This is a genomic window from Bosea sp. BIWAKO-01 (genome assembly GCF_001748145.1).
Lineage (GTDB): Bacteria > Pseudomonadota > Alphaproteobacteria > Rhizobiales > Beijerinckiaceae > Allobosea.
This window is the reverse complement of sequence record NZ_BCQA01000001.1, coordinates 4,028,090-4,051,201: the sequence shown is the minus strand read 5'-3', so window position 1 is coordinate 4,051,201 and position 23,112 is coordinate 4,028,090. Positions and strand designations below refer to the sequence as shown.

The window sequence follows — 23,112 nt, the reverse complement described above, 5'->3', positions numbered from 1 at the left end:
TTCGGACGACGGAGAAGACGGGGTGCAGTATCGTCTCGCCGCCACCATTGCTCTTGCCCTGGTGGCAGCGAGCACCTCGGGCTTTGCCCAGCAGGTGCGCCCCCGCCCTGCCGCACCGGCCCAGCCCGTCCAGCCAACCCTGTCGGCCTCGCGTAGCGCGATGGCCGGCTCCATGTTGACGGTGTTCGCCAGCAAGGCGCCGGCACAATCACAGCTCGCCATCGCGCGCCCCGGCGATCCTGCTGAATCGGCCATCGTCTCGGTCATCCTCGGCGCCGTGTCCGCAACCGCGATCACGGCGCCCGGCGAGCCCGGCAGCTATGAACTCCGCCTCGTTCGCCAGGATTCCGGCAAGCCCGAAATCCTGGCCAGGCAGCCCCTGGCAACCACGCCCCCTTCGGCGACCTTGTCGGCGCCCGACCGGGCCAAGGCCAGGACAAGCATCCCGGTTCGCGGAATCGGACCCAATGGTGAGCGTGATCGCGTCGTCATCACGGCGCCCGACGCAGCCGTGGACGCGGCAGGCCCGTCCTTCTTTCCGGCTGAGAATGTCGAAGCGCTGCTGGAAGCACCGGACAAGCCGGGCAGCTATGAACTTCGCTATGTCATGAACGCACCGCTGAGCGGCCAGCGTATCCTCGCTCGCCGCCGCCTCACGATCGAGTAGCGATCATCCCGGGCACATGCCCAGGTATCGCGATCGAAGTTCTCGATAGCGCGGAGCTCTCCGAACGAGACGGCTCCACAGTGAGTTTGCCGGTCATCCCGCAGAGCCCGTCCAACCGAGCCGCCAGGATTCCCTCGTCAAGCACGGATGCCGGCAGCAGCATGTGCAGATCACCCCGCTGACGTCACGCCAGCGGTTGTCCCACGCAGGCACGACACGCTGGGTCGTCGCATACACCTGGATCCCGACAGCAAAAAGCGCCCGGATAGGGATCCGGGCGCTTCAAGTCATTCAATCAGGATCGCTGGGCTCAGGCGGACATCGCCTTGCGCATGTTCTCGCTGACCTTCTCGAGGAAACCAGTGGTCGAGAGGAACTTCTGGTCGGGACCGACCAGCAGCGCCAGATCCTTGGTCATGTCGCCGGCCTCGACAGTGTCGACCGTGACCTTCTCGAGCAGCGTCGCGAACTTGGCGAGCTCGGCATTGTTGTCGAGCTTGGCGCGGTGGCTGAGGCCACGCGTCCAGGCAAAGATCGAGGCGATCGAGTTGGTCGAGGTCTCCCGACCCTTCTGATGCTCGCGATAATGGCGCGTCACCGTGCCGTGGGCGGCTTCCGCCTCGACGGTCTTGCCATCCGGCGTCATCAGCACCGAGGTCATCAGGCCGAGCGAACCAAAACCCTGAGCCACGGTGTCGGACTGCACGTCGCCATCGTAGTTCTTGCAGGCCCAGACATAGCCGCCCGACCACTTCATCGCCGAGGCGACCATGTCGTCGATCAGACGGTGCTCATAGGTGATGCCGAGCTTATCGAATTCGGCCTTGAACTCGGCCTGGTAGATCTCCTCGAAGATATCCTTGAAGCGGCCGTCATAGGTCTTGAGGATGGTGTTCTTGGTCGAGAGATAGACCGGGTACTTGCGGATCAGGCCGTAGTTCAGCGAAGCGCGGGCGAAATCCCTGATCGACTCGTCGAGATTGTACATCGCCATGGCGACGCCGGCCTCGGGAGCCTTGAAGACCTCCTTCTCGATCACGGCGCCATCTTCGCCGACGAACTTGATCGAGAGCGTGCCCTTGCCGGGGAACTTGAAATCGGTGGCGCGGTACTGGTCGCCATAGGCGTGGCGGCCGATGACGATCGGCTGCGTCCAGCCCGGCACGAGGCGCGGCACGTTCTTGCAGATGATCGGCTCGCGGAAGATCACGCCGCCGAGAATGTTGCGGATCGTGCCGTTCGGCGACTTCCACATCTGCTTGAGGTTGAACTCCTTCACCCGGCCTTCGTCCGGGGTGATGGTGGCGCACTTCACCGCGACGCCATGCTTCTTGGTGGCGTTGGCGGCATCGATCGTGACCTGGTCGTTGGTCGCGTCGCGGTTCTCGACGGACAGGTCGTAATAATCCAGCTCGAGGTCGAGATAGGGGAAGATCAGCGTGTCCTTGATCTTCTGCCAGATGATGCGGGTCATCTCGTCGCCGTCCATGTCGACGACGGGATTGGCGACCTTGATCTTGCTCATGTGATATCGACCCCTGCTGCTGGCCAGTCTGGAACGTTTCCGGGCTGCAGCCATAGCTCCGCAGCCCGCCCGCGCGCTTCCTAGCGGGTTACGTGCCACTGGGGAAGCGCGGCTTTTGGCCGAGAAGCCCAAGGCCTGATGCTGCACGGCCTCATGCTGCACTGCCGCAAAAACCGCACCTTCCCGTTCTAGCTTCGATTCCAGATCGCCGCCGAGGAAGAATGCCGACCTTGTATCACCGTCCCTGCAGTATTCGTGCTGGCCGGCCCATCGGGGCGCGGACCGGCATAGTTGCGCTCCTGCTCGTCACGAGCTGGGCGGCGAAAGCCAATGACGACGGTGCCTACAGCCCGCGTTTCCCCATTCCCAAACCGATCCTCATCCATGAGGAGCCTGAGGACGCGGTCGAACCACAGGCTCAAGAGGCGCAGGACGATCTGGCCGCCGTGCCGTTCGATCCGGCTCTGAGCGCGCGCGCAAACTGGCCCGCCCCGCCAAAAGCCAACCGGCAGCTGCGCCGGGAAATCCCGCTCAGCGTCATTCGCCAGGGCTTTTCGACACAGCGCGGTCCGGCAGGTTCCGCGCTCGAACGCAGCGTCGGCCTCCAGCTCGGCGCCGACACCTTTTCGATCTCGACCAAGCTGATTGCACCACCCGGGCGCGAGCAGGTCGGCGACGCCCGCATCGATTGGAAATTGGCCCGGCCCGTCGCCGACAAGGGGCCGGGCTTCATCTGGACGGTCTCGACGGGAGGCGGCAGCAGCACGGCAGGAAAGCCCGAGCAGAACGCCAATCTGCTGATCGGTTTCCGTCACCAGCTCCTTCAGCATCTGACCATGAGCTCACAGCTCTCCATGGCCGGCAGCTATGTCTTCGCTCCCGACGGCGGCCCGCACTCGACACTCGTGCCGGAGGTCAAGTTGAGCGCCGATCTTGCAGCTCTGGCGGATCTCTCCTGGGAGGCCTCGCTGGATCTGGCACTGGCACGTCAGATGCCGCTGGTCGCGAGCCAGTTCGAGACGCGGGGCACCGCCCTGCTGCGGCTGAAATACAGCCTCGAATGAAGGGACCCTGCCCTGCCTTTTCCGGCCTTCCGTGAGCGCGCCGGTCGCTCTAGCCTTGAGGCATGACAGACACTCCCGTTCCCAAATTCGCTCTCGTAACCGGCGGTACACGCGGCATCGGCGCAGGCGCTGCGCTTTCGCTCGCTCAGGCCGGCTACGAGGTCATCGCCACCGGCCTCACCGATGAGGAGGTCGCGGCGTCCCCGCCTCACCCCGCGATCCGTCATGCCAGACTGGATGTGACCAGAGATGATCAGGTCGCGGCCATCGTCGCGCTCTGCCCCCGTATCGATGCGCTGGTGAACTGCGCCGGCATGATCCAGCGCGGCGGCAAGGAATTCGAGATCGAGGCCTTTCGCCTGACGATCGAGGTCAACCTTACGGGCTCGATGCGGATGTGCGTGGCGGCCAAGGACAAGCTCGCCGCCAATGGCGGGGCGATCGTCAACATCGCCTCCATGCTGACCTTCCACGGCTCGCCCTTCGCCCCGGGCTACGCCGCATCGAAGGGCGGTATCGGCCAGCTCACCAAGTCGCTCGCGGCCGCCTGGGCACCTGAAGGCATCCGCGTCAACGCCGTCGCTCCCGGCTGGATCGCGACCGAGTTGACCAGGCCTTTGGTCGAGGATGCTGCCCGTTCGGCGCCGATCCTGGCGCGTACACCGCAGGGTCGCTGGGGCGAACCCAGCGATGTCGGCGGCGCCATCGCCTTCCTGCTCTCGGATGCGGCCAGGTTCGTGACAGGTGCCATACTGCCCGTCGATGGCGGGTATCTCGCCGTCTGACGCCATCCGCATCAACACGAAAAACGCCAAACACGGCAACGGCATGCAACCGCTTCCGGAATCACTCCGGCAACGACTTGAAGCAAGATCTCAGGCAGGAAACGCCATGACCAATCCGAACCCCATGCCCGTCGAAGCGAGCGCCGAGGACCGTTGGACGCCCTATCGCCACCCTCAGCCGAAGGATTCCCCACCCGAACTGATCGTGCCCCATGTCATTCCAACCGACGAGCGGGTCTGGGTGCCCGTCGATGACAATGTCTGGTTCCGTCCACTGCTCTTCTGCGTGACACGTGGTTACTGGATGAACCTCCTGAAGGTGCGCCGCGCCGGCGTGCTCTCGCGCCACCGCCACCCCCTGCCCGTGCATGGCTATGTCCTCAAGGGAAAGTGGCGTTACCTGGAACACGACTGGGTGGCGACCGAGGGGGCCTATGTCTACGAGGCCCCGGGCGAGACCCACACGCTCGTCGTCGACCCTGACGTCGAAGAGATGATCACCATGTTCCAGGTCAATGGCGCGATGATCTATGTCGATCCCGACGGCAAGTGCCTGGGCTATGACGACGTCTTCACCCGCCTCGACAAATGCCGCGCGCATTACGCGGGCAACGGGCTTGGAGCGGATTACGCGGACCAGTTCATTCGCTGACGACCAAGGATTCCGTGCCGGATCGACACGTGTCGGCTCGGCAGCACGGACGAATCCTAAACGGGCTCTCGGCTAGTTCCGGTCAAATTGACCGAAGCCTATGCCACCTATGGAGAACCGTTCATGCGTGTCGTCCTCGCCCTGCTGATGTGGATGTCGGCGGCCAGCCTCCTCTCGCCAGCCAACGCGCAATCGGACTTCTATACGGCGACGCCTGCCGAAATCGCCGGAGGGCGCCCCGGAACACTGATCCGGACCGAGATTCTGAACGGAACGCCCGACGGCGCCAGCGCCTACCGGATGCTCTATCGCTCGGTCGGTCTCGATGGACAGCCGATCGCGGTATCCGGCGTCGCGATCGTCCCGCCCGGCCCCGGCCCGGCCGGGGGACGCCCGGTCGTCGCCTGGGCGCACCCGACGACCGGGGTCCAGCCGCAATGCGGACCGTCGCGCTCCGGCGGCATCTTCCAATCCATTCAGGGCCTGCGTTCGATGCTCGCGCGTGGCTACATCGTCACGGCGACGGACTATCCCGGCCTGGGCGCAGCGGGGGTCCATCCCTATCTGGTCGGCTCCAGCGCGGCCCGCTCCGTAGTCGACTCGGTGCGCGCAGCCGGCCAGCTCCCCAGTGCCGCCGCCGGGCGGCGCTTCACCGTCTGGGGCCATTCGCAGGGGGGGCACGCGGCGCTGTTCACCGGTATCCTGGCGAAGCGCCTGGCGCCCGAACTCGACCTCGTCGGTGTCGCCGCCGCAGCGCCCGCGACCGAACTCGCCACATTGCTGTCCGACGACATCGACACGGATGGCGGCCGGAACCTGACGGCAATGACCTTGTGGTCCTGGACGCGTGTCTACAAGGCGCCCCTGAACAAGATCGTCAGTTCGGAAGCGATCCCGGTGGTCGATCAGTTGGCCGCAGATTGCTTGGAGAGCCTGACGGACATCTTCAGCAGGCTGCGCCCGACCAAGGCGCTGGAGCGCCGCTTCCTCGTCGACAACGCCTTTGCTGAGCAGCAGCCTTGGCGCTCGCTTCTCAGCCGCAATACCCCCGGCCTCCTGCCGCGCAGCGTCCCGGTCTATATCGCGCAGGGCACGAGCGACACGCTCGTCCGGCCCCAGGTGACACGCGACTACGCAGACAAGCTCTGTCGCGCCGGCAGCGCGGTGCAATTCGATGCGTTGTCGGGCGTCGGCCATCTCCTGGCTGCGCGTGACAGCGCCGACGCGGCGATCGCCTGGATGGATCAGCGCTTCAAGGGCGTGACGCCGCCGAGCGTTTGCGCCCCGTCGCAGTAAGGGCCTGGCCGCGACCGCTCGGTCCTGATCGGACCGGCGGCAGGTTCACAGGCTATTGCACCGACCCGAAAAGTGGATTGCGATTTTCGGGAAAGCCGAGGCAAACACAAAGGGCTAGGTCATCGAACCGGATACGATATCCGGTCCGATGATCTAACGTCCGAGCTTGGCGAGCTCGACCGCAGCCCGCAGCTCGATATGAGCCAGCACATCGTCGAGGCGCGGATCATCGGTGGTCTCGCGCCGCAACGAGAGCGTCGTCTTGAGGCGTTCCAGCTCGGCGATCTGGACACGGCCGGAGAGGAGCGCGGCCTTCAGCTTGTCGAGCCCGTCGAGCAGGTCATGCCCGCGCCGTGCCTGACGCTTCTTGCGCTCCTGCGCATCGCCTTCGGCCTGGACCGCGAGCAGGAGGTCGAGCGAACCCGCATTGCTGACCGTGCTGCCCTGCGTCGACGTCGCGGCTTCGCGGCCGGGCAATGAGAACGACGCCGCACCGGCCCGCCGGGTCTGGCTGGCCGAGCCTGCCCCGATAACGGGCGTGCGCGGGTCGATACGGATCATGACAGCCTCGGTTGACGATGCGCCAAGCCTTGGACCCGCATGGTTAACAAGTGGTAAATCGCCCGGCAAAAACTGCCGATCCGGCAGGAACGACATAGCGACGATGGCAAGAGCCTGACAGAGCTAATGCCATAACAATCTGGAAAATAAGGACTTTCATAGAAGCCACAGTTGGCACGCCCCTCGCAAGGCATGAGCCGCTACTGTCTCATTCCCGCCGGTGCCCGATGGTTCGCCTGCCCTCCCTGAAACGCCTTGTGATGCCGCTGGCCGCGCTGCTGGCCATCGGTTTGTCCTGGGCGACCGAGCCGGCGCAGGCCCTCTCCCGCATCAAGGATCTCGCCGCCGTCGAAGGCGTGCGCAGCAACCAGATCCTCGGCTACGGTATCGTCGTCGGCCTTAACGGTACCGGCGACACGCTGAACAATGCCCCCTTCACCAAGCAATCGCTGCAGGCGATGCTGGAGCGGCTCGGCGTCAACACGCGCGGCGCCAATATGCGCACCGCCAATGTCGCCGCCGTGATGGTGACTGCGAACCTGCCGCCCTTCGCCACTCAGGGCACCCGCCTCGATGTCACGGTCTCCGCGCTCGGTGACGCCAAGTCGCTGCAGGGCGGCACATTGCTCGCAACGCCGCTGCTCGGCGCCGATGGCGAGGTCTATGCCGTCTCGCAGGGGCCGGTCGCGATCTCCGGCTTCTCGGCCGAGGGCGACGCCGCAAAGATCACGCGCGGCGTGCCGACGGTCGGCCGCATCGCCAATGGCGGCCTGGTCGAACGCGAGATCGACTTCGCACTGAACAAGCTGAAGACGCTGCGGCTCTCGCTGCGCAACCCGGACTTCACGACGGCGCGCCGCGTCGCCGCGGCGATCAATGACTTCCTCGGTGGCGATGCGGCGGAACCGACCGATCCCTCGACTGTCGTGCTGCAGATTCCGCCGCGCTTCCAGGGCAACATGATCCGCATGCTGACCGAGATCGAGCAGCTGCGGGTCGAGCCCGACCAGCTCGCCCGCATCGTCATCGACGAGCGCTCCGGCATCATCGTCATGGGCAAGGATGTCCGCGTCTCCACCGTCGCCGTCGCGCAAGGCAACCTGACCGTGACGATCAGCGAACAGCCGGAAGTCAGCCAGCCCGAACCCTTCGCCCGTGGTCGCACCACGGTCGTGCCCCGCACCAACGTCAAGGTCGACACCGAAGGCGGCAACAAGCTCGCCCTCGTCAAGGAGAGTGTGACGCTCGCCGAGCTCGTCGACGGACTGAACGCCCTCGGAATCGGCCCCCGCGACATGATCTCCATCCTTCAGGCGATCAAGGCCGCCGGCGCCCTCCAGGCAGAAATCGAGGTGATGTAATGACCGCCGTACTCGCCCTCCCCGCCGCGAAACTGGCGCTCGGCGTTGCCGGAAGCCTGGTCAACGGCCTGGCAAACGCTCTCGATCCCGCCAAGGCGAAGGCCAAGAAGCAGGCCGACGAATTCGAGACCGTCTTCCTCGAACAGGTCACGGACAAGCTGATGGCCTCCAGCGAGACCGAGGGACCGCTTGGCGAGAACGGCACCGGCGGCGGTGTTTATCGCACGATGCTGACCCAGGAATATGCCCGCAATCTGCAGCGCGCCGGTGGCATCGGCCTGTCCGATCCGATCATGCGCAGCCTGCTGCAGGTCCAGGAACAGGCCACCGCGGCGGCAACGACCGGAGCTCCCCGTGTCGCTGGCTAGGCGTGTACTGGATGAACGGCCACGCATCGCGAGCGCCCTCGAGGCGCAGTCCCTGATCGAAGCCGTGCTGGAGACGCTGGGCGCGCTGTCCCATGTCGTTGGCGAGGAAACCGAACTGGTCCGCGCCGGAAAACTGTCGGACGCGATGGAGCGCGAGCCGCGCAAGACCGAGCTTGCCGGCATCTATATGCGCGGTGTCGAGCAGGTGAAGCTGAACGCCGTCGCGCTGGCACGCTTCGTCCCCGATCAGGTCAAGCGTCTGAAGGCGGCCCATGTCGCATTCCAGGACCTGATCGAGATCAACCAGATCGTGCTTGCCACCGCGCGGGCCGTCTCGGAATCGATCGTCCGCGATCTCGCCTCCGAGGCGAACCGTCCGTTGCGGGCCGCCGGCTACGGACCGACGGCGACTGTGGGAGCCGGCGCATTTGTACGCCCGAACTCCGGGCCGCTCGTGATCTCGCGCAGTCTCTGACCGAAGGGAAGGCGCGGAGGCGACCTTCCCCCCTGGGCAAACCCGCCCCGAGGCGGCGGCTGCCACGGCAATCGTCAAAATTTACCTAATCTCCTTACGGAAGATTCAATCTTTGCAGTCATTCTCGACCTGATGCGAAGGGTGCGGCTTGTCCGCGCCCTTCGTGCGACGGCCGCGAGGGGCGGCTGTTATCCGACTCCAGAAGGAGTGAGCGATGGATTTCGGAGCCTCGACGCGAGCGACGGCGGTCGGCGCCTATCACGTCACCGCCAGAAGCGATGCGGTTGCGACGAAGGGCAGCATCCCGGTCGAACTGCCGGCAGCGCAAACCGTCCAGTCGGCAGCGGCGGGCGAAGCGGTCCAGCTCGATCTGCAGGCCCGCTCCGAACAAGCTCGGCGCGACGATGCCATGGCGAAACAGAACGCCGTGGCGGACCGGCACGCGGCGCGCCAGCGCGAGCAGGATCTGCGCGATCTCATCGAGCGTCGGATCGTGATCGAGCCACGCACTCGCGAGGTCGTCATTCAGAAGAAGAACAGGGTGACCGGCGAGACCGTTTCACAACTCCCGGACGAGACACTGCTTCGGCTGCGGATCTATTCGCGCGAACTCGCAGAGAAGGCTCGTCTCTCCGACGAAACGAGCGCGCAGCACTACGTCGAGCGCACCGCCTGACCAGGCTGCCTTCCCGAATTTGTATTCCAGCCGCCCGCTCCCGCGGGCGGTTTGCGTTTGGGCGCTCGGAGCCCAGCCAGCGTCTTATCGCGCCCTTAACCATGCCGCGGCTTTGCCCAATCTGGCGGCAATTCGACCGCCGAAATTTACCACTCGTTACGGGCTGGCGACCGAGTGTCCCTAGGTCGCGGCCAGAAGGCCATGACGCCAGAATGGCACCATACCAGAAGGTATAACGACTATGGCTATTACGCTCTCTTCGGCTGTCCGCAATTCGGTCGCCACTCTCCAGCAGACCGCTGCCGCCGCCCAGGCCACCCAGTACAAGCTGGCCACCGGCAAGAAGGTCAACACCGCGGTCGACAACCCGGTCAATTATTTCACCGCCCAGTCGTTGAACGAGCGCTCGGGACAGCTCAAGGGTCTGCTCGACGGCATCTCGAACGGCATCCAGACCATTCAGGCTGCCTCGAAGGGCATCGATGGCATCACCAAATTGGTCTCGTCGCTGCAGTCCACTGTGAAGCAGGCTCAGGCCGACGCCGCTCAGAACCGTCCGACGGTCGTCGGCACCGGCACCACGCTCGCCGGCGCAGCAGAAGCTGTTGCGACGAGCAAGAGCCTGAAGGATATCGCACTCGACAAGCGCATCGGCAGCGCCGGCGATACGGCGGTCTCTGCAGCCACTGCCGGCAGCGCCGGCGACCTGGGTATCGACACCACGGCCGCTCCCTCGCTGACCATCCAGCTCACGACTGGCACGCCAGCCTCCCCAACTTCGACGACCAACGTTTCGATCGCCCTGACGGCCAACACCACTGTTCGCGATGTGGTCAACGCCATCAATGGTTCGGGTGTCGCTACTGCCTTCGTCGACGAAAAGGGCCTGCTGAACGTCAAGGGAACCGGTTCTGAGACACTGGGCGTTGGCATTGGCACCGGTGCCGATGCCACGGCCTCGACCACCGCAGCCTCGACCGGCGCTGGCAATGCTGCCTTCGGTCTCGCAGCGGCTGATCGCACCACCGGCGGCGTCTCATCTGGCGTGACTTCGGCGGTTCGCTCGAACCTCATCCAGCAGTATAATGACCTGCGCACGCAGATCGACGAACTGGCCAAAGATTCAGGCTTCAACGGCGTCAACCTGCTGGCCGGCGACAAGGTCTCGATCCAGTTCAACGAAAAGACCGGCAAGAACCAGTCCAAGCTGGAGATTCAGGGCTCGACGCTGACCTCCGACAACCTTGGCATCGTCCAGGCCGGCAACACCCAACTCGCCGGCTTCACCAACTTTCAGAACGACGCCGATCTGGAAGGCGCGACCAAGGCCCTGACTGGCGCCTTGACCTCGCTGAAGTCGCTCGCTTCGGGCTTTGGTGCGAACCTTTCGGTGGCGCAGACCCGCCAGGACTTCACCAAGGACCTCGCCGGCGTGCTGGCGGCTGGTGCCGATAGCCTCGTCAATGCCGACGCGAACGAAGAGGCCGCCAACCTGCTCTCGCTGCAGACCCGTCAGCAGCTCTCGCAGACCGCCCTCTCCATGGCCTCGCAGGGCGACCAGGCGGTCCTGCGCCTGTTCTGATCCTTCGTCCGCAGAAGCGGGCTTGCCCACAGAATGTGGGCCGAAGACAAAAAGAGGCGGAGCGAAAGCTCCGCCTCTTTTGCATTTGACGGGCGGCATGAAGAGCGCGCCACATACCTCGTTTAACCATTTGTTATCCCTAACAAGGGATTATCGCCCCAGAAAATTTGGCTCAGCGCCGAATCGCGCGTTCCAGGGGACCGAAGATGGCGAATACGATTCTTTCCAGCGGCGTGCGCAACAACCTCCTGACGCTGCAGCAGACCACCGCGCAGCAGAGCGTCATCCAGAATCGCCTCGCCACCGGCAAGAAGGTCAACTCGGCCATCGACAACCCGGTGAACTATTTCACCTCGGCCTCGCTGAACGACCGCTCCAGCCAGCTCACCGGCCTGCTCGACGGCATTTCCAACGGCATCCAGACCATTCAGTCGGCTTCGAAGGGCATCGACGGCGTCACCAAGCTGGTGCAGTCGCTGCAATCGACGGTGAAGCAGGCGCAGGCCGACGCGGCCCAAAACCGCCCGACCAAGGCCGGCACGGCTCTCGCCAACGCTACCGAAGCGGCAGTGACCAGCAAGAGCCTCAAGGATATCGCGCTCGACAAGCGTATTGGCAGCGCCGGCGATACGGCTGTTTCCACCGCGACCCCCGCCTCCGCCGGCGACCTCGGCATCGACACGACAGCAACGCCATCGCTCGGCATTTCGATCACTGTCGGCACCACCACCTACACAGCCTCCTTTGCGTCCGCGAACACGACTGTCCGGGATGTAGTTAACGAGATCAACAAGTCCGGGCTTGCCACAGCCTTCGTCGACGAGAAGGGCCAGCTCAACGTCAAGGGAACAGGCTCCGAAACCGTCGCCTTTGGCTTCGGCTCAGGCGCGAATGGTGGTGCTGCGATCACCGATGCCCAGGCAGGCGGAGACAACGCCGCGATCGGCTTCAGCGCGCTGGATGCCGTCGTCGGCACCTCGACGATCACCTCGTCGAACGTCACCTCCGCCGTCCGCTCCAACCTGATCCAGCAGTTCAACGACCTGCGCGAGCAGATCGACAAGCTCGCGAAGGATTCGAGCTATAATGGCATCAACCTGCTTGCAGGTGACCGCCTCTCGATCGTCTTCAACGAGAAGACCGGCACGAACCAGACCAAGCTGGAAATCCAGGGCTCGACGCTGAGCGCTGCCAATCTCGGCATCGACCAGGCCGTCAACACCCAGTTGGCTGGCTTCGTCAACTTCCAGAACGACCTCGACCTGGAGAAGGCGACCCAGTCCCTGACCGGCGCCCTGACCTCGCTGAAGTCGCTCGCCTCGACGCTCGGCTCGAATCTCTCGGTCGCCCAGACCCGCCAGGACTTCACCAAGGAACTGGTCAACACGCTCAAGATCGGTGCCGACAATCTCGTCCTGGCCGATCCGAACGAGGAAGGCGCCAGCCTGCTGGCACTGAACACGCGCCAGCAGCTTTCGCAGACCGCGCTCTCGCTGGCCAACCAGGCCGACCAGGGCGTGCTCCGGCTCTTCGGCTGATTACGCCGAAGAACCCGACCTCCCCTCCCAAAAGCCAGAAGGCAGGATCGTCATGGCTCTCAAAGTCGAGCTCAAGCCGAACGAGCGCATCATCATCGGCCAGGTGGTGATCCGCAACGACGAGCAGCGCACGCGCTTCTTCATCGAAGGCGAGGCGCCGATCCTGCGCGAGAAGGATATTCTCACCGCCGCCAGCGCCGCCACGCCGGCGAAGAAGATCTACCTCGCGATCCAGCTGATGTATCTGGCGCAGGACCCGACGCATGAGCACGAAACCTATTTCGCGCTTGTCCGCGACTTCATGAAGGCTGCACCGAGTTCCCTGCCGCATATGACCGAGATCAATAACCGCATCTTAAGCGGCGATCTGTACAAAGCCCTCAAGGCAGCAAAGCAGCTGATCGCGTACGAAGCGGAACTTATCGAGAATGCAACACGGGTTTAACGCGTACGCCTCTGCCGCCAGGACTGCCCAGTCTGCCGTCTCCCCTCGCGAACTCGAAGCATCCCTGCTCCTGAAAGCCGCCGTCCGGCTTCAGTCCGTCGCCGATGACTGGCTCGGCCGCCAGCGCGAGCTCGATGAGGCCCTGAACTACAACCGCAAACTCTGGACCCTGCTGGTCTCGGCCGTGATCGCCGAGGACAATCCGCTGCCGGTCGAGATCAAGCGCAATATTCTCGGCCTCGCCAATTTCATCTTCAACCAGACTTTCCGCATCGCCGCCAAACCGGCCCCGGAATCCCTGGCGATACTGATCGGCATCAACCGCGACATCGCTGCCGGCCTGCGAGGACGCTGACCCGGCGGCCCTTGCGTCCGACACCGACCAAACCCTCGAACGAAAACGGCGCCAGTTTCTGGCGCCGTTTTCGTTTTCACCAAGTTTCGGCTGGGTCAGATGTAGTTCGTCAGTGTCAGCTTCGAGAGGATCGCGGTCGTCTGATAGCTCGCCTGCAGCCGTGTCTGCAGTGCCAGGATCTGCGTCGCAACCTCTTCGGTCGTGACCTCCTCGACCCCGGCGAGCGTCGTCGTCAAATAATTCTGGGTCGCGGTGTGGCGTTCCTTGGCGCTCGCCATCGCCTTCTGGGCCGTCCCGAGTTCGACGATGATCTCGGCCGGCTTCTGCACGCCGGTGCCGTAGCCGATCGTATTGCTGACGCGTTCGGCCAGGGCCTCGTAACGCCCCTTCGAGTTGGGATCGCCGGCCGGGAAGGTCTCGGCGGCGAACACGGCAAACTGCGCCAACCCGACCTTGAAGGCTTCCTCATTGGCGCGTGCACCGATCGCGACGGTCTCGCTCTGATCGACCTGCACGGTCGACGTAGCACGCGCCGAGCCAGGCGCATCATCGCCCTGGTACCAGATCACCGTATTCGCCGCGGTGCCTGGCGCCGGCGCAGCCGTCGCGGTGGCGAAGGGCGGTCCCGGCACACGCACCGGCGGATTGCTGGGACTGCCGTCGAAGAAGTTCTTGGCCGCGACCTGGGCCGACGAAGCCGATAGCGTCGTCTGCGCCTCCTTGCCAAAGGCGGCGGAGACCGAAGCACGCAGATTGGCGGCCGTGGCATTGACGTCGGCACCGATCTCGAACGTGTCCGTCGCGCTGCCATTGCTCCCAGCCGCCCGCGCCGTCAGGACGATCTCCTTCTGGGTGCCATCGGGCAGATCGACCTTGAAGCGCAAGGTGTCACCGGGCTGCGGCTGAGCCGCGACATTCACGGAGACATCGGCCGGCGGACCCGCGGTATAGGTCGGGACCAATCCCGCCGATGTCGTGGTGGCGGATTTCAGCTTGAAGCCGTAATTGGGATTGCCCGCCTCTTCCGCGATTGTCGCCGTCGTGCCGGCGCCACCTGCCGTGAGGCGCCCGAGCCCGGTCAGGCCGAGATCGGCTTCCTTGCGCTCAGCGATCATCTGCTTCAGCCCGGCGCGGCCGGAACCGTCCCCATCCATGATCAGGGAATAGCTGACCACCGGCTCGGTATCCGACGTCCGCCCCGAGAACAGGTAGCGCCCGCCGACATTGGTGTTGAGCAGGTCGAGCGCCTGCTTGAACTTTTCCTCGGCCAGAACCTGGGGCGCCGAACGGCCGCTGGCGCTCTCGACATAGCTGCCCGGACGCGCGTCGTTCTTGGTTTCGGCCGTGAGCTTGGCAAACCCCTCGACCGCTTTGGTCGAGAGCTTGAGGTTGACGTCGGCAAGCTGGATCCCGGAGAGCCAGGAATCGAGCGAGGCCTTCTTGGCATTAAGATCGAGACTGGTGCGCCGCTCGATCCCGAGATCGCCATAGCTCGTGACCTTCTTGCCCGTATCGAGCTGACGCTGCAGATCGTCGAATTTTGCCCGGGTCGAGACGAATTCGCTCGGCCTGGCCGCGCGATAGGCTCCGGTGCCATAGGAGGTAATCGTCATGATGGCGTCCCTCAGACTCTCATCAGCATGTCCATCATCTCCTTCACGGTGGAGATGATGCGGGCATTGGCGGCATAGGCGTTTTGCAGCTCGATCAGCGTCGCCATTTCCTGATCGACATTGACCTGCGAGGTCTCGGCGAAGCGGCTCTGCACCGAGGCGAGCGCCACCTGCTGGCCTTCATCGAGGCGTTTGGCGTTTTCGACTGCCTGCCCCTGCGAGGCGACAACGCGCTGCACGAAGTTCGAGACGGTGATGTTGGAGGTCGCCGTCGAACCGTCGAGCGAGACCGCGTTGGTGACGCTCCGCAGGCCCTTGGTCAGCCGGTCGAGCAGCATCTGCGGCCGGGTCGCGTCGCCCTGCGGCGTCGCGGGCGTGGTGTTGAAGACGACGAGCTTCGAGCGGTCTGCGATCAGGCCAGGATTGATCGTGATACGACTGGCAAAACCCACAGCCTGGGACTTGCCCTCGAACGAGCCGGTATAGGCGCCATTGCCGTTCCCGGCATCGACGAAGAAGGGCAATTCGGGCGATCCGTTGGCCCCCGACAGGCTTGTCGTAGTCGGGCGCGCGGTCAGGCCGAGCACGTCGCGGGTATTGCCCGCGCCATCGTCCACGATGCGCAGCATCGAACCGGTATTCGAAACCGTGAACCCACCGCCGATCGCGGCCTGGATCTGGGCCGCGACAGACGCCGGGCCGCCCGAGAAATCGATGCCGACCACGGTGTTGTTGGCATCGCCGCTTGCTGATGCGGGCAGCGGCAGCGACGCACCGGATTCCACGCGAACGAAGGTGAAACGCCGCGTCGCCCCACCGGGGGTGACCTGGTAGTCGAGCGTCACGCTATTGCCGGACTGAAGCCCGGCGAGGTCGACATCGAAGCCCGAGGCCGCGCCTGCAGTAACGGCCGTTCCCGCGATCTCCCGATCAGACAAGGCGCTCGAGAGCTGCGCGGCCATCTCGTCGAGCTGGGCCTGCATCTGCACCAGCGTCTTGTCGCGAAGCTCGAGATTGGCCGCGATCTCGCCCGACCGGAACACCTTGTTGGCGATCGCGTCGATCTGGTTGCCGGAATTGTCGGTCATCGTGATGGTGCCGACACCACGCGTCGCCCCGTTGGGGCTCCATTGCGATTCCGGGCCAAGCGCGGAGCGGCCGTCGAAGCTGAACTTCACCGCCGGGCGGCCGTCGAAAATCTGAGCACCTGATCCGGTGACGATGCTGAGCGAGCCGCGCGCATCCTCGCTGGTCTTGATGTCCATGTATTGCGAGAGTTCGGAGACGATCCGGTCGCGCTGGTCCTTCAGTCCTGCTGTAGCCTGGTCGCTCTGCCCCTGCACGATCCGGGCATTGACGCTGGTTAGCGAGTCCAGCAGCTGGTTGATCTGGTTGACGGCACCGCCGATCTTCGTCTCGGCCTGGGTGCGTTCAGCCTGAACGCCGGCCGACAGCCCGTTCAGGCGGTTCGCGAGCTGGCTTGCTGCATCGAGCACGGCCGTGCGGTTGGTATAGGATGACGGATCGTTCTTCAGCGCCTGGAGCGAGGTGGTGAAGGAGCTGTAGACCGAATCCAGTGCCGTCGCACTTCCCGGCGCGCCGAAGAGCTTGTCGAGGTTCGAGAGCGCATCCGCCCGTGTCGAAGTGTAGGCAGCGCCGGCACTTTCCTGCCAGAGTTGATGCTGGACGATCTTGTCGAGCAGGCGCTGAACGGCCGTGCTCGACGTGCCGATCGTCGCGCCACTGAGCGTATCGGAGGTGCTGACGACGCGCCGGACATAGCCGGCGACGCCGGCATTGGCGACATTCTGCGAAACGACGCCGATACCGGTCTGCGTGACATGCAGGCCGGAAATCGCAGTACCCAGGGAAGTGCTCAGACCCATCGTCAACTCCTGCCGTCACCGGCGATCCTCCTGGATCGCCCGGAACCGCCTCCGCCGGCGGTCAAGGCCGCTCAGCGGATGATGCTGAACACGTCGCGCAGCATTTCCTGCGCCGTGCTGATCACCTTGGTGTTGGCCGAATAGGCCTGCTGGGTGACGATCATTTTCGAGAACTCGTCGGCGATGTCGGTGTTGGATTGCTCGACATTGCCGCCAATGAGCTGCGACGTACCCAGACCGATGATCGGCGGACCGGATTCGATCGTTTCCTCGAAGGCGCCACCGTCAAGGCGCTTCAGGGCGTTGCCGGCGTTAAAGCGAGCCACCGAAAGCTGGGCCATTGCGACGACCTGGCCGTTACTGAACGTGCCGATCACCTGGCCTTCGGCCGAAACCGAGACGCGGTCGAGCGTGCCGGCCGTATAGCCGTCCTGGCGGATGCTGCGCGCGTCGATCTGGCCGCTGACATCGCCGTTCTGGGTCAGACCATTGCCGCCGGTCGTGAGGTTGATGCCGGAGATCGCGGTGCCCGCAATCGTCATGCTCGGCAGCGTGATGTTGCCGCCCGCAGGGTTCGTCATCTGGCCGGTGGGGCCGAAGGTGATGTCGATATTGGCATTGCGATAGGCCACCGCGGCGCCGGTCGCTCCGGTATTCTCGGCGACGAACAGGTTCCAGGTGTCGGTGGTCGCCGGAACGGCCGGCGGCCCGACCTGGGCCGGCGCCGCATTCGTGGTCTTGGCCCAGCGCAGTTCGACGCTCGTCGCCTTGCCTAGCGCGTCATAGACGGTGACGGAGCCGCCGGCGATGGAATCGCTCAGGAATCGGGTCACGTCGGCGCCGGTCACGAGACCGGTTCCGCCGGCGGTCGTGGACAGCGGATTGGAGGTGTAACCCGTGGCCTTCAGCAGCTCGGAACCCGGCACGGTGGTCTTCGCGTTCGTCGTGCCGGGATAGGCCGGGATATTGGCGCGATATTCAATCGAGGTCGTCGCCTTGGCCGGGAACTGCTCCTTGGTGATCCGCAGAACCTCGGGCTGTGTGCCGACCAACTGGCCCGTGACGGCGTCGATCTTCAGCCCCTTCAGATAGTAGCCCGCGCCATTCACGAGATACCCATTGGCATCGAAGTCGAAATCGCCGCGGCGGGTATAGAGGTTGCTGTTGGTGAACTGGGTATTGGCCCCCAATCCGCTCTGGCGCTGGTCGACGACAAAGAAGCCATCGCCGTTGATCGCCACATTGGTGTCGATGCGCGTGGCCTGGAGATCGCCCTGGATCGTGTTGGTCGCGCGGCTATAGGACGCGACAGAGCCAGCGATCTGGCGATTGAGAGCCGAATCCGGGACCAGATCCGAGAACGTCGTATCGACACGCTTGAAGCCGGCCGTCCTCGAATTCGCGATGTTGCCTGAGATATTCTCGAGCGCATAGGACTGCGCCTGCATGCCCGAAACTGCCGTCGTCAGCGCGCTGAAGACACCCATGATACCCTCGCCTCAACCCTGGCACCCGGATGGGCGCCCAATACGTCGAGGCAGCCACTGCACGGCCTGTGCCATGCACGAGAATTCTATTTTTCAATCACTTGGATGGTTTCGAAACCGTATCGCGGCGAATTCCGCCCGGCAGTTTCCGTGCCGGCCGGCAATTCTTGCCGAGCCCAAAATCTTGCCGAGCCCGAAGATCAACTGGAAGCCGTGCCGCGCCAAGACGGAAGGTCGCTGGCCACATCCGACAGGGTGGGTGGCTTGGCTTCGATGAATGGCAGGGGCCGGCAGACGGCAAGCGCAGCGAGCCCGACGCGCGCCGTCAGCAGGCCATTGAGCACGCCCTCCCCGAGCTTGGCCGAAAGCCGAGCGGCGAGCCCCTGTCCGACCACCTGCTGAACCAGCGCGTCACCGGCCGCGATGCCGCCTGTCACGACCAGGTGGCCGAGCACCTGCCGCGCCAGCCGCAGCAGACCCAGCGTCCCGGGGCGGCCGGCATAGATGCCGGCGATCGCCCGCAGCAATCTGGCGCAGGCCACAAGTACGAAGACGATATCGATCAGGGCCCGCGGGCTGACGGCGGTGACCAGCGAGACCCGGCGCGCAGCCAGCGCGATCTGCGCCTGCGCCGCCGCATCGAGCGGCGTCATCAGGCTCCGCTCTGCGACCGTCAGAACATCATGCGGCGCAAAGAGCTGGGGCAGGCTGTCCGCCAGCTCCGCCCGGCTCTTTGCGGTCTCCGGTCGCGTCGCATAAAGGCGCTGGAGTTCGCCGGTGATCGCCTTGGCTTCGTCGAGACTGCCACCAGCAAGCACCGCCGTGGCACGCAGCCGCAAGGACTCGACGCGCCGCTCGCGCAGGATGTCGCGCAGAACCTTGCCCAGCATCACCAGAAGTGCGAGCACGGCGACCGCCGCCGAGGCCAATGCCGCATAACCCAGCACCGGGCTCTCATTCATCAGCGAGGTGATGGTCCGCTCGGCCCAGACGCCGATCGAGAGTGTCAGGAAGGCAGATAGACCCGCAACGAACACGCTGCCCCAGCTGAAGCCCTTACGGCTCGCAATCGGAACGACGGCCGGCTCGGCCGGGTCGAGCGGTTCGCTTTCGGGCAGGACCGCGACACCCGTCGTCATGCGTGGACCGTCCTCGCCCGGCACGGTGGCATCGAGACGAACGGCGCGGGGAGCCTTGTTCATGTATTTGCCTCCCTCCGTCACGCCAGCTTGTCACCGATCAGGAATTCGAGCGCACGGTCGAGGCGAATCTGCGGCGGCGGCTGGCTCCGCCCTCCGGCATCCGCCAGCACCAGCGGCGGCCTGAAGCGTGGCGCCCGCACCTGCCAGGACTGCGCCTTCGGATCGAAGATCGCCTCGGGCCGCTCGGGCAGTTCGCCCGGGAAGATCGCCGCTTCGGCGATGCCGTCGAACTCCTCGTCGCCGACCCTCTCGCCCGCCTCCGGCACGCCCGCGATCGCCGGCAGATCCTCGCGTCCCTGCTTGATCCTGACTTCCCTCGTCGCCCGCACCGCGGCCAGCGCCATCGACTCGACCTTGGCGCCGGCGCCTTGCGCCCGCGCGGCTGCCCGCGCCACGAGATGAGACATCACTGCCGCCAGCCGGTCGTGGCTGGTATGGTGGATATGGTCGGCCTTCGTCGCAGCGAAGAGGACGCGCTCGATGCGTGGCGCGAACAGGCTCGTCAGCCAGGAGTTGCGGCCGACGGAAAACGCCGTGAGAGCCTGACCCAACGCCGTTTCAAGATCGGCGAGTGCCGGTGGACCGGCATCGAGCGCCGCCAATGCATCGACCAGCACGATCTGGCGGTCCAGGCGGGCGAAATGATCACGGAAGAACGGCGTCACCACAACGCGCTTATAGGCCTCGTAGCGATCCGCCATCAGCGCTGCCAGCGTGCCTGGCGCGACCTCGGTATCGGGAGCGATGTCGAGCGGCGCGAAGGTCAGCGCCGGTGAACCCTCAAGGTCACCCGGCATCAGGAACCGCCCGGGCGGGGTCACGGCGACAGCTTCCGGATCGGCGCGCAGCCTCGCAAGATAGGCCTTGAACAGATCGCTCGCGAGTTCCGCGGCCAGTTCGTCAGGCGGCCCCGACGGATCGCGGACAGCGAGGCCATCGAGCCAGGGCCTGGCCGAACCGATCCGGTGGGGCTTGCGCGCATCCGCGATCGCCTGCCGCGACCACGCCTTGTAGTCGACGCCGATCAGCGCGAGATCGAGCAACCATTCGCCGGGATAGTCGACGATATCCAGTGTCAGCGTCGCCGGCCCCTTGAACCAGCCGACCGCTCGCTCGTAGTCGATCTCGACCCGCAGCTCCGCAATGCGCCGGGTCGACTCGGGCCAGCGCCGGTCGGCACCTGACAGGGCGGCGCGGTGAGCCTCGTAGGGAAAGCGCGGTACATCGGGATCCGGCTGGGGCACCAGCCGTACGCGCGTGATCCGTCCATCGGCCGCCGCCTTGAGCACCGGCAGCCTGGCGCCCTCGATGAGATTCTGGATCAGCGCCGTGGTGAAAACCGTCTTGCCCGAGCGCGACAGGCCAGTGACCCCCAGACGCAGGCGCGGCCGGGCAAGTCCAAGCAGGCTGTCACCGAAGGACAGCGCGGCATTGCGCGCCTCGTCGAGATAGGAAGGGGAGCTCATGTGGCGAGGAACGGAGCAGGTCCGCTCATTCGTCCGGCCCTTCGCCCAGCGAGGCGGGTGTCACGAAACGATCGAGCCGCCCGCCGCGCGGCGCGACATCGCGCCATTCTTCGACGGCGAAATCGAGCACGGCCAGCCCGCAGGTCGGGTACTTCTGCGCCATTCGCGCCGCCGCATAACGGTCGCCATGGCCGGTCAGCTTTACGGCCAATTCCTCAAAACCGGGATTATGCCCAATCATCAGGAGCGTGCGGACATTGGCTTCCGTGTCGTGTACGACCTGCAGCAATCGCTCGGGCTTGGCCTCGTAGATGCGTGGTTCGAGATGACTCCCGGGGCGCTCCGGCAGCATCGGCCCGACCAGTTCCCAGGTTTCGGTTGTCCGTCGTGCTGGCGAGACCAGCACGAGATCGGGCAGCAACATCTCCTCTGCCAGATAGCGCCCCATGACAGGGGCTGCTTCGCGGCCCCTGACCGCTAGTGGTCGCTCCCGATCGGCGAGACCGGTGGACCAACTCGACTTGGCGTGGCGAAGGAGCAGAAGGCGCAGCATAGTCAGAACCTAACCATCTGCTTCGGGTTTTGCGAGAGGCCGCGCGCTACTCTCAAGCCTCTGCGCCCCCACCTTCCTCCTCTTCGCCCGGCTCGTAGCGCAGCAGGTCGCCGGGTTGGCATTGGAGCGTGTCGCAGATCCTTGAAAGCGTATCGAAACGCATGCCACGGACCTTCCCGGACTTGAGCTGAGACACCTGCTGCTCGGTCAGGCCGATGCGCTGGGCGAGTTCTTTCGAGCGCATCTTTCGACGCGCCAGCATGACATCGAGTTCGACGATGATCGGCATCGCCCTGTCCTACACGAAACTCTGATTCTCGTCAGAGAGGCGCATCGCCTCGCGCAGCACCAGCCCGAAAGCGACAAGGACAGCGCCTGCGGCCAGCGCGCCGAACATGCCGGGATCGAGCGTGATCGCAAGCTGCCGGCGGCCGGCCGGATTGTCATAGGTCAGCGCCACGCTCTGCAGGGCGCGCGCAATCGGGGTCGCCGCACCAAACAGAATGAGCAGCCAGCCGATCCGGCTGAGTTCGACGGCATTGACGACTTCGAGGACCCGTCCCTTTCCGAAGCGCCCGAACAGGTTTGCCAGACGCAGCATCGCGTAGATGAACAAGCCAGTCGGAACAGTGCCGACCGACAGTGCGAGCCAGTAGCTGCGCATCGCCGTCGTCGGCGGCGCGACAGTTACGCCAATGGTGCCGCGCGCATGATTGGCGAGGCTTTCAGGGTCGCTCCACAACCAGACCATGCCAAATCCCATGAGCAATGCTGCGGCATAGCTGGCGAGCCGTGCTGCCATGCTGACGCGCTTCAGCCTGGCCAGCGGCGTCTCGCTCGACCCCAGAGTGTTTTCCGCGCTCATTCATTCTGCCCTCGATTGACAAAATTAAACTAATAGATGAATTTTTGAATGTCCAGGCCACAACCTCATTTGAAATTGACGAGCCTCACCCATGCGTCTCTCCCTGTTCGCTTCCATGATCATGGCCGCCCTTGCCGGCGGGTGCGGCCATGTCCCGCTGAGTTCCCTGCCGAAATTGTCGCGCATCGACATGCGCAGCACGACTTTGGCCGATCTGCGTGCCGCCATCAGCCTGCCGTCCGACATCCGCCCCCTGCCGGGCGGCGTCACCATGACGATCGTGATCAACCCCAAGGGCGGCGGACGCCATGAGCGCAAGGTCGTACTGGAGGAAGTACGCGACGCCACCGAACTCGCCGCATTGCCTGTCATGACTTCGCCGGGACGGCGTCTGACGGTGTTCCGGCTCAGCTCCACTGATGCAACCAAGCTCTCCGTCTTCCGCGAGGAACTGCTTGTCGGGGTCGGCAACAGCGGCAATCGCGGTTCCCTGGCGCTCAGCGCTGACAAGGCCTGCCGCACCGGTGAACTCGGCGACAAGCCAATCCTGATGACGAGCTATCTGAAGACGTCGGAAACGCAGGACTACGTCGTCGTGGCGCGCGATCTCGATCTGCGCGAAGCCGTGCGCGAGGTCGATCCCAAGATCGATCTCGCGGTGGCGATCCCGCCCTGCGACCCCTGAGCGGT

General features: G+C 64.8%; 24 protein-coding genes. 14 read left to right on the top strand and 10 right to left on the bottom strand.

Translation table 11 applies throughout. The annotated features are described in order from the left end of the window. Positions 1–22: 22 nt before the first annotated feature. On the top strand, positions 23–667 hold the full coding sequence (locus BIWAKO_RS18860; protein WP_069879963.1) for a hypothetical protein: 645 nt from the start codon (positions 23–25) through the stop codon (positions 665–667). Between the two features lie 310 nt (positions 668–977). Here the strand turns inward: BIWAKO_RS18860 and BIWAKO_RS18855 are convergent, their stop codons facing one another. Then, positions 978–2,192 carry an NADP-dependent isocitrate dehydrogenase gene (locus BIWAKO_RS18855; protein WP_069879962.1) on the bottom strand — a complete coding sequence of 405 codons (1,215 nt, stop codon included), beginning with the start codon at positions 2,190–2,192 and terminating at the stop codon, positions 978–980. Between the two features lie 221 nt (positions 2,193–2,413). Between BIWAKO_RS18855 and BIWAKO_RS18850 the strand changes: the two genes are divergently transcribed. The 4 genes from BIWAKO_RS18850 to BIWAKO_RS18835 all read left to right on the top strand — a co-directional run bounded on the left by BIWAKO_RS18850 (position 2,414) and on the right by BIWAKO_RS18835 (position 5,989). Then, positions 2,414–3,256, top strand: a complete 843-nt coding sequence (locus BIWAKO_RS18850; RefSeq protein ID WP_069879961.1) for a hypothetical protein — start codon at positions 2,414–2,416, stop codon at positions 3,254–3,256. Positions 3,257–3,318: 62 nt separating this feature from the next. Next, the gene (locus BIWAKO_RS18845; RefSeq protein ID WP_069879960.1) at positions 3,319–4,041 is read left to right on the top strand and encodes an SDR family NAD(P)-dependent oxidoreductase; all 723 of its coding nucleotides are present in this window, start codon (positions 3,319–3,321) and stop codon (positions 4,039–4,041) included. 106 nt (positions 4,042–4,147) lie between these two features. Next, positions 4,148–4,693 carry a 2,4'-dihydroxyacetophenone dioxygenase family protein gene (locus BIWAKO_RS18840; RefSeq protein ID WP_084651570.1) on the top strand — a complete coding sequence of 182 codons (546 nt, stop codon included), beginning with the start codon at positions 4,148–4,150 and terminating at the stop codon, positions 4,691–4,693. 123 nt (positions 4,694–4,816) lie between these two features. Further along, on the top strand, positions 4,817–5,989 hold the full coding sequence (locus tag BIWAKO_RS18835; RefSeq protein ID WP_069882612.1) for an alpha/beta fold hydrolase: 1,173 nt from the start codon (positions 4,817–4,819) through the stop codon (positions 5,987–5,989). A gap of 153 nt (positions 5,990–6,142) precedes the next feature. Here BIWAKO_RS18835 and BIWAKO_RS18830 read toward each other — a convergent pair whose 3' ends face one another. After that, entirely contained in the window at positions 6,143–6,550 is a 408-nt protein-coding gene (locus BIWAKO_RS18830; protein ID WP_244523479.1) for a flagellar assembly protein FliX, read from the bottom strand. A 227-nt stretch (positions 6,551–6,777) separates the two neighbouring features. On the opposite strand from BIWAKO_RS18830, the gene BIWAKO_RS18825 reads away from it, so the two are divergent. From BIWAKO_RS18825 to flaF, 8 genes are all read left to right on the top strand, one after another. Continuing rightward, a complete protein-coding gene (locus tag BIWAKO_RS18825) occupies positions 6,778–7,911 on the top strand; it encodes a flagellar basal body P-ring protein FlgI (RefSeq protein ID WP_069879959.1) in 1,134 nt (377 codons plus the stop codon). Then, positions 7,911–8,279, top strand: coding sequence for a rod-binding protein (locus BIWAKO_RS18820; RefSeq protein ID WP_069879958.1), 369 nt, complete (start codon positions 7,911–7,913; stop codon positions 8,277–8,279). Before BIWAKO_RS18825 ends, BIWAKO_RS18820 begins: the two co-directional genes overlap by 1 nt. Then, a complete protein-coding gene (locus tag BIWAKO_RS18815; protein ID WP_084651568.1) occupies positions 8,266–8,754 on the top strand; it encodes a hypothetical protein in 489 nt (162 codons plus the stop codon). The genes BIWAKO_RS18820 and BIWAKO_RS18815 overlap by 14 nt, the downstream gene beginning before the upstream one ends. A gap of 214 nt (positions 8,755–8,968) precedes the next feature. Further along, positions 8,969–9,430, top strand: a complete 462-nt coding sequence (locus BIWAKO_RS18810) for a hypothetical protein (RefSeq protein ID WP_069879957.1) — start codon at positions 8,969–8,971, stop codon at positions 9,428–9,430. 241 nt (positions 9,431–9,671) lie between these two features. After that, positions 9,672–11,012: a flagellin N-terminal helical domain-containing protein gene (locus BIWAKO_RS18805; protein WP_069879956.1), complete on the top strand. Its 1,341-nt coding sequence runs from the start codon at positions 9,672–9,674 to the stop codon at positions 11,010–11,012. Positions 11,013–11,218: 206 nt separating this feature from the next. Further along, the gene (locus BIWAKO_RS18800; RefSeq protein WP_069879955.1) at positions 11,219–12,550 is read left to right on the top strand and encodes a flagellin N-terminal helical domain-containing protein; all 1,332 of its coding nucleotides are present in this window, start codon (positions 11,219–11,221) and stop codon (positions 12,548–12,550) included. A gap of 52 nt (positions 12,551–12,602) precedes the next feature. After that, a complete protein-coding gene (gene flbT / locus BIWAKO_RS18795) occupies positions 12,603–12,995 on the top strand; it encodes a flagellar biosynthesis repressor FlbT (RefSeq protein WP_069879954.1) in 393 nt (130 codons plus the stop codon). Then, positions 12,979–13,350 carry a flagellar biosynthesis regulator FlaF gene (gene flaF / locus BIWAKO_RS18790; RefSeq protein WP_069879953.1) on the top strand — a complete coding sequence of 124 codons (372 nt, stop codon included), beginning with the start codon at positions 12,979–12,981 and terminating at the stop codon, positions 13,348–13,350. Before flbT ends, flaF begins: the two co-directional genes overlap by 17 nt. A gap of 95 nt (positions 13,351–13,445) precedes the next feature. On the opposite strand, the gene BIWAKO_RS18785 is transcribed toward flaF, so the two are convergent. The 8 genes from BIWAKO_RS18785 to BIWAKO_RS18750 all read right to left on the bottom strand — a co-directional run bounded on the left by BIWAKO_RS18785 (position 13,446) and on the right by BIWAKO_RS18750 (position 22,422). Beyond that, entirely contained in the window at positions 13,446–14,963 is a 1,518-nt protein-coding gene (locus BIWAKO_RS18785) for a hypothetical protein (RefSeq protein ID WP_069879952.1), read from the bottom strand. Between the two features lie 11 nt (positions 14,964–14,974). Continuing rightward, positions 14,975–16,849, bottom strand: coding sequence for a flagellar hook-associated protein FlgK (flgK, locus tag BIWAKO_RS18780; protein WP_069879951.1), 1,875 nt, complete (start codon positions 16,847–16,849; stop codon positions 14,975–14,977). 71 nt (positions 16,850–16,920) lie between these two features. Then, positions 16,921–18,336, bottom strand: coding sequence for a flagellar hook protein FlgE (locus BIWAKO_RS18775; RefSeq protein ID WP_069879950.1), 1,416 nt, complete (start codon positions 18,334–18,336; stop codon positions 16,921–16,923). A gap of 200 nt (positions 18,337–18,536) precedes the next feature. Next, positions 18,537–19,538 (bottom strand): YcjF family protein, encoded by a 1,002-nt coding sequence (locus BIWAKO_RS18770; protein WP_069879949.1) that lies wholly within the window; start codon positions 19,536–19,538, stop codon positions 18,537–18,539. Positions 19,539–19,555: 17 nt separating this feature from the next. After that, a complete protein-coding gene (locus BIWAKO_RS18765) occupies positions 19,556–21,004 on the bottom strand; it encodes a YcjX family GTP-binding protein (RefSeq protein WP_069879948.1) in 1,449 nt (482 codons plus the stop codon). A 25-nt stretch (positions 21,005–21,029) separates the two neighbouring features. Further along, the gene (locus BIWAKO_RS18760; protein ID WP_069879947.1) at positions 21,030–21,557 is read right to left on the bottom strand and encodes a SixA phosphatase family protein; all 528 of its coding nucleotides are present in this window, start codon (positions 21,555–21,557) and stop codon (positions 21,030–21,032) included. Positions 21,558–21,609: 52 nt separating this feature from the next. After that, on the bottom strand, positions 21,610–21,846 hold the full coding sequence (locus BIWAKO_RS18755) for a helix-turn-helix domain-containing protein (protein ID WP_069879946.1): 237 nt from the start codon (positions 21,844–21,846) through the stop codon (positions 21,610–21,612). Between the two features lie 9 nt (positions 21,847–21,855). Beyond that, positions 21,856–22,422, bottom strand: coding sequence for a DUF2975 domain-containing protein (locus BIWAKO_RS18750; RefSeq protein ID WP_069879945.1), 567 nt, complete (start codon positions 22,420–22,422; stop codon positions 21,856–21,858). Positions 22,423–22,513: 91 nt separating this feature from the next. Here BIWAKO_RS18750 and BIWAKO_RS18745 point away from each other — a divergent pair, with 91 nt between their 5' ends. Further along, complete coding sequence (locus tag BIWAKO_RS18745; protein ID WP_069879944.1) at positions 22,514–23,107, top strand: hypothetical protein; 594 nt, start codon at positions 22,514–22,516, stop codon at positions 23,105–23,107. Positions 23,108–23,112 lie beyond the last annotated feature (5 nt).

Bases quoted from the DNA above. Each gene is read 5' to 3' on its own strand.
- BIWAKO_RS18755 (WP_069879946.1), bottom strand. From the start codon at position 21,846: ATGCCGATCATCGTCGAACTCGATGTCATGCTGGCGCGTCGAAAGATG.
- BIWAKO_RS18825 (WP_069879959.1), top strand. From the start codon at position 6,778: ATGGTTCGCCTGCCCTCCCTGAAACGCCTTGTGATGCCGCTGGCCGCG.
- flaF (WP_069879953.1), top strand. From the start codon at position 12,979: ATGCAACACGGGTTTAACGCGTACGCCTCTGCCGCCAGGACTGCCCAG.
- BIWAKO_RS18830 (WP_244523479.1), bottom strand. From the start codon at position 6,550: ATGATCCGTATCGACCCGCGCACGCCCGTTATCGGGGCAGGCTCGGCC.
- BIWAKO_RS18760 (WP_069879947.1), bottom strand. From the start codon at position 21,557: ATGCTGCGCCTTCTGCTCCTTCGCCACGCCAAGTCGAGTTGGTCCACC.
- BIWAKO_RS18785 (WP_069879952.1), bottom strand. From the start codon at position 14,963: ATGACGATTACCTCCTATGGCACCGGAGCCTATCGCGCGGCCAGGCCG.
- BIWAKO_RS18800 (WP_069879955.1), top strand. From the start codon at position 11,219: ATGGCGAATACGATTCTTTCCAGCGGCGTGCGCAACAACCTCCTGACG.
- BIWAKO_RS18775 (WP_069879950.1), bottom strand. From the start codon at position 18,336: ATGGGTGTCTTCAGCGCGCTGACGACGGCAGTTTCGGGCATGCAGGCG.
- BIWAKO_RS18855 (WP_069879962.1), bottom strand. From the start codon at position 2,192: ATGAGCAAGATCAAGGTCGCCAATCCCGTCGTCGACATGGACGGCGAC.
- BIWAKO_RS18835 (WP_069882612.1), top strand. From the start codon at position 4,817: ATGCGTGTCGTCCTCGCCCTGCTGATGTGGATGTCGGCGGCCAGCCTC.
- BIWAKO_RS18810 (WP_069879957.1), top strand. From the start codon at position 8,969: ATGGATTTCGGAGCCTCGACGCGAGCGACGGCGGTCGGCGCCTATCAC.
- BIWAKO_RS18845 (WP_069879960.1), top strand. From the start codon at position 3,319: ATGACAGACACTCCCGTTCCCAAATTCGCTCTCGTAACCGGCGGTACA.
- BIWAKO_RS18805 (WP_069879956.1), top strand. From the start codon at position 9,672: ATGGCTATTACGCTCTCTTCGGCTGTCCGCAATTCGGTCGCCACTCTC.
- BIWAKO_RS18840 (WP_084651570.1), top strand. From the start codon at position 4,148: ATGACCAATCCGAACCCCATGCCCGTCGAAGCGAGCGCCGAGGACCGT.
- BIWAKO_RS18745 (WP_069879944.1), top strand. From the start codon at position 22,514: ATGCGTCTCTCCCTGTTCGCTTCCATGATCATGGCCGCCCTTGCCGGC.
- flbT (WP_069879954.1), top strand. From the start codon at position 12,603: ATGGCTCTCAAAGTCGAGCTCAAGCCGAACGAGCGCATCATCATCGGC.
- BIWAKO_RS18850 (WP_069879961.1), top strand. From the start codon at position 2,414: ATGCCGACCTTGTATCACCGTCCCTGCAGTATTCGTGCTGGCCGGCCC.
- BIWAKO_RS18820 (WP_069879958.1), top strand. From the start codon at position 7,911: ATGACCGCCGTACTCGCCCTCCCCGCCGCGAAACTGGCGCTCGGCGTT.
- BIWAKO_RS18750 (WP_069879945.1), bottom strand. From the start codon at position 22,422: ATGAGCGCGGAAAACACTCTGGGGTCGAGCGAGACGCCGCTGGCCAGG.
- flgK (WP_069879951.1), bottom strand. From the start codon at position 16,849: ATGGGTCTGAGCACTTCCCTGGGTACTGCGATTTCCGGCCTGCATGTC.
- BIWAKO_RS18765 (WP_069879948.1), bottom strand. From the start codon at position 21,004: ATGAGCTCCCCTTCCTATCTCGACGAGGCGCGCAATGCCGCGCTGTCC.
- BIWAKO_RS18770 (WP_069879949.1), bottom strand. From the start codon at position 19,538: ATGAACAAGGCTCCCCGCGCCGTTCGTCTCGATGCCACCGTGCCGGGC.